Source organism: Flavobacteriales bacterium (assembly GCA_013214975.1).
Lineage (GTDB): Bacteria > Bacteroidota > Bacteroidia > DT-38 > DT-38 > DT-38.
Genome location: JABSPR010000379.1, coordinates 1 through 4,835 on the forward strand (window position 1 = coordinate 1; position 4,835 = coordinate 4,835).

General features: G+C 38.2%; 4 protein-coding genes. 3 read left to right on the plus strand and 1 reads right to left on the minus strand.

What is annotated here, in order from left to right; all coding sequences use genetic code 11:
- The 3 genes from HRT72_12065 to HRT72_12075 form a co-directional block, all read left to right on the plus strand.
- On the plus strand, positions 1 to 422 hold a 422-nt coding region (locus tag HRT72_12065), incomplete at its 5' end, for a chorismate-binding protein (protein ID NQY68439.1).
- Positions 415 to 1,743 (plus strand): tRNA lysidine(34) synthetase TilS, encoded by a 1,329-nt coding sequence (gene tilS / locus HRT72_12070; GenBank protein NQY68440.1) that lies wholly within the window; start codon positions 415 to 417, stop codon positions 1,741 to 1,743. The genes HRT72_12065 and tilS, both read left to right, overlap by 8 nt.
- A 52-nt stretch (positions 1,744 to 1,795) precedes the next feature.
- On the plus strand, positions 1,796 to 3,868 hold the full coding sequence (locus HRT72_12075) for a thioredoxin family protein (GenBank protein ID NQY68441.1): 2,073 nt from the start codon (positions 1,796 to 1,798) through the stop codon (positions 3,866 to 3,868).
- On the opposite strand, the gene HRT72_12080 is transcribed toward HRT72_12075, so the two are convergent.
- Positions 3,854 to 4,759, minus strand: a complete 906-nt coding sequence (locus tag HRT72_12080) for a hypothetical protein (protein NQY68442.1) — start codon at positions 4,757 to 4,759, stop codon at positions 3,854 to 3,856. The genes HRT72_12075 and HRT72_12080 overlap by 15 nt on opposite strands.
- Positions 4,760 to 4,835: the final 76 nt, after the last annotated feature.

The window sequence follows — 4,835 nt, forward strand, 5'->3', positions numbered from 1 at the left end:
AATTGGGATCTGTGGTTGTAGAGGAATTATTTGGGATCTACAGTTTTGAGCACGTGCATCAAATGATATCAACGATAACTTCCGAGATCGATGAGGACATTCACTTTGTGGATGCCATCAAAAATGCGTTCCCGATGGGATCGATGACTGGTGCGCCAAAAGTGAGGGCAATGAAGTTAATAGAGGAATACGAAGAAACAAACCGGGGTTTGTTTTCAGGCTCTGTAGGGTATATAAAGCCAAATGGCGATTTTGATTTTAACGTTGTTATTAGAAGTATTCTTTACAACGAATCATCTAACTATGTAAGTATTTCTACAGGAAGCGCTATTACAATTAATTCGGATCCAGAAAAGGAATACGAGGAATGTCTATTAAAAGGCCATGCGATAAAGCAAGTTTTAACTTCAACTTATGTTTAATCGATTCGAACATTTTATTGATTCTTTAGACCTCCTCGATGATAATCCTACCTATTTGATTGCGGTTAGCGGGGGAGTAGATTCTGTAGTTTTAGCTCATTTATTTAAGGAGAAGGACATGCAGTTTGCCATCGCACATTGTAATTTTCAATTACGAGGAGACGATTCTAATAGCGATGCGGAGTTCGTTGTTGATTTAGCTGAGGAGCTCGGAGTGGAAGTTCATTCTGTGATTTTCGATACAGAAGCCTATGCAAAAAAGAATGGGATATCTATTCAGATGGCCGCAAGAGATTTGAGGTACGAATGGTTTGATGGATTACAAGAAGAGAACAAATACGCTTATTTGGTTACGGCACATCATCAAGACGATTCGGTAGAAACGTTTCTGATAAATTTAGTTCGAGGAACTGGTATTGCAGGCTTACATGGTATACTCCCAGAGAAACAAAACTTAATTCGTCCTTTGCTTTTTGCTACCAAGCTAGAGATATTGGATTACGCGGATGTGAATAAAATTGTTTTTTGCGAAGACATTACAAATGCTTCAAACAAATATTTAAGGAATAAGATAAGGTTAGATATTATACCTATTCTAGAAGAATTGAACCCAAGTTTCAGGAAAGCAATTGCAGGAAACATAGAACAAATAAAAGACCTCGAAACTATCGTGAAAAGGCAGTTGGGTGTTTTTATAAATGAAGTGATAAGTTGCACCAATAATCAGGTGAATATTAATATTGCGTTATTGAAAAGCTATGATCCAATTCGATTCTATCTTTTTGAGTTCTTGAAGTCATACGGTTTTAATGGGTCGGATGTAAATACAATTATAGAACATCTAGATAGTGAGCCAGGAAAAATATTTCTTACAATAACGCATCAATTGCTCAAGGATAGAGATACGTTAATTGTTACGCAAATTCCTGCGGACGATGCGGCAATTGAGTATCAAATTCAATCTTCGGATACGAGTATAGAAAATCCGGTTGGACTTGAAATGAAACGAGAACCTGCAAAGGAAATTGAAATAGAAAGGAACCCCAATATTGCAATGTTGGATATGGATAAGCTATCGTTTCCTCTGACTTTGAGAAAATGGGAAGATGGCGATCGGTTTGTTCCATTAGGTATGCAAACCAAGAAAAAACTCTCCGATTTTTTTATCGATCAGAAGCTAAACTTGAATGAGAAAAAGAACATTTGGTTGCTCATGTCGGGGGGCGATATAGCTTGGATTGTTGGTCAGCGAATTGATAATAGATACAAAGTGAGTAGCTCTTCTAAAAATGTTTATCGAATTGAATTATCTTCGAAGTAAGAACGACATATGAAATGTCTTTTTTAGCCGTTATAGCGAGAATTATTACAAGATGAGACTGAAGATATTTTTACTTTTTTGCCTATCCTTATTTTCCATTAATACCTTTTCTGAAGGAATTGTAGAACCTGTAAAATGGACGTGGGAGATAAATAAGGTAGAAGGAAGCAACGAGGCTGAGGTTGTGTTTACATCCTTTATAGATAGTAAGTGGCACATTTATTCTCGACATTTAGCAGATGGTTTTGGTGAGATGCTTGGCACCGCCATGACTTTCGAGCCGCATGATTCCTATGCATTAATTGATAGCGTTATAGAAGGCGAGTCACATTCGAAAGACGACCCATTACTTGGGATCACCATCTTGTATTTCGAAAACGAGGCTAAGTTTATTCAGAAAGTAATGCTGAATGATCCCGAAAACTTTACGATCAAAGGAAGTATTATGTCCAGTGCTTGTAACGATGAGGGATGTTTGCCTCCAGAGTTTAAAGACTTCTTGCTAACTGCCGGCGGTGCTGCAGATGTGGATGTCGGTGAAGTAACTGGCGGTGTTAACTGCGAAGACAACCCTTACTTTATTTGTAACGTCGACATGGATAATCCGGTGGAGGCATGTGGTGAAGAGCACAAAACAGAAGAGTCGCTTTGGAGCATTTTTATACTTGGAATGATAGGCGGTTTAATCGCTTTAATAACGCCCTGTGTTTTTCCAATGATTCCTTTAACGGTAAGTTTCTTTACGAAAGGTAGCGAGGATAGGGGTAAAGCGATTCGTCGCTCGGCAACTTACGGATTCTTTATCATGGTAATTTACTTCTTATTGAGTATTCCATTTTTAGTTGCTCCGGATGTAGACCCTGAAATATTGAGTATGCTCTCTACGAACCCTTGGCTCAACCTTGGCTTCTTTGTCATCTTTATCGTTTTTGCCTTTTCATTCTTTGGGTACTTCGAATTGGTATTACCGCAAAAATGGGCGAATAAAATGGATTCGGCGTCCGACGTTGGTGGCATAATCGGAACTTTCTTTATGGCACTTACTTTGGCCATCGTTTCGTTTTCGTGTACTGGTCCTATATTAGGTTCTTTACTAGCGGGTACGTTGGCATCAGAAGGCGCTGATGTAGTTTCGTTTGCCGGAATGGAATTTCAAATGGTGGCTGTTAAGTTATCCATGGGAATGACTGGATTTGGATTAGCACTTGGAATGCCTTTCGCGTTGTTCGCAGCGTTTCCCAGTATGTTAGCTAAGTTGCCACAATCTGGCGGATGGTTAAATTCAGTTAAAGTTGTTCTTGGGTTTTTAGAAATAGCGCTAGCTATTAAGTTCTTATCTAACGCTGATTTGGTAGAACAATGGGGATTAGTGAAACGAGAAACATTCTTTGTTTTCTGGTTTATTGTTAGCGTTGCAGCAGGTCTTTATATGCTGGGGAAAATCAAATTTCCACACGATTCCCAAGTAACGAAATTGTCTGGTGGTCGACTAGCATTCGCTGGTTTGTTTCTTGGATTTGCACTTTATTTAGTTCCAGGAATTTTAGGTAAGCAATGGTGGAACCATAACTTGTTAAGCGGATTTCCACCACCAATGTATTATGCATATGTAGAGCACGAACATGAGGTGAAAGTCTTTAAAGACTACGAAGAAGGCATGGCTTATGCAAAGGAAAATGACAAACCAGTGATGCTAGATTTTACGGGCTGGGCCTGTGTTAACTGTCGTAAGATGGAAGACAACGTGTGGGTGCTAGACGAGGTTAAAGAGAAGTTAAATAATGATTTTGTTGTTATTTCTTTATATGTGGATGAACGAACGGCAATAGCTGGTGAAGAACAAGAAGTTGTTTTAGTTCCGACATCAGGCGGTGGTACTAAGAAGAAAAAGCTAAGAACGGTTGGCGACAGATGGGCAACCTTGGAAGCCTTGACATTTCAGAGTAGTACGCAGCCTTTGTACGTAATATTAAATCATAACGAGGAGCTTTTAACTAATCCGATTGGCTATAGCTATGGGTCGGATGTGGATCAGTTTAAGGCGTGGCTAGAATGTGGTGCAAAAGCTTTTGAAGATTCGAAACCTGTTTTCGGTGGAGGATCTAATACGCTAGTTCCGTTTTAAGATCCCTTGCTCTTCAATTCTCGCATTAATCTTCTTAGATAGTTTTTTAGACCCTTCATAGCTGAGGTGTGTTATGTCATAATAGTCTTTAATAGTAAAGGTCGGATCCAAACTATAGTTTAAATAGTATACCGTTTGATCATCGCAGTAACTTTGTATCGTTGAATCGAAATCAACCAATTCGTAATCCGGATATATCGACAATTCCTTCTGTCTTACAGGTGGCATCACTAAAAAAAGTTGAATGCTTTGTTTTTGGCAGTGTTTAATTATTCTCTCAAAATAGGTTAACTGAAACGGGCTCATGTAGCAGTTTCGAATTGCACGATCTGTAACACTTGGAACCCCCGGCTGTATATATTGTCCATTTGTTTTTAAATAGGGCAATGTCTTCTTTGGGAATAAATTAAAAAGAAGTTTAGGGTTAAGCTTTTCTCTTAGCCGCTCAACTTTATAGAATAGTACCGAGTGTTTAAAATCTTTCAGGTATTCGTTCCCTAGAAGCTCAGCGTAGACATAATTCCTCGTTCCGGATTTATAGCCAAACGTGAAGTAGTCGATACCAAGCACAACACATTTTGGAGTAATCTTATGATCTTCCAGGAACTTTAGTTTATAGTAGGATTGGTTATAGGAATCATTATCGTGGCTAAAATTAAATGTTGGAGGGGCGAATTGATCGGGATCTATTCCACGATAAGTCCGGCTATTCCCAAGAATGAATATTTCATATTCTTTTTGGACAGCATTTGTAAATGACTTTTCAATTTGAGTATAGGTGTTTGGTCCATTTTTAATGGATAATAATTGAGGCAACGCGAACAATGCAAACAATATATAAATTGATGCAGGAATTAGAAAAATGGTTGAATTAATTATAAATTTTTTCAAATCTTAAAATTGGAAGTATATAAAATCTTGTTGTTTTCCTTCGAACCAAAACAATGCAATGATTATTGAATAATAC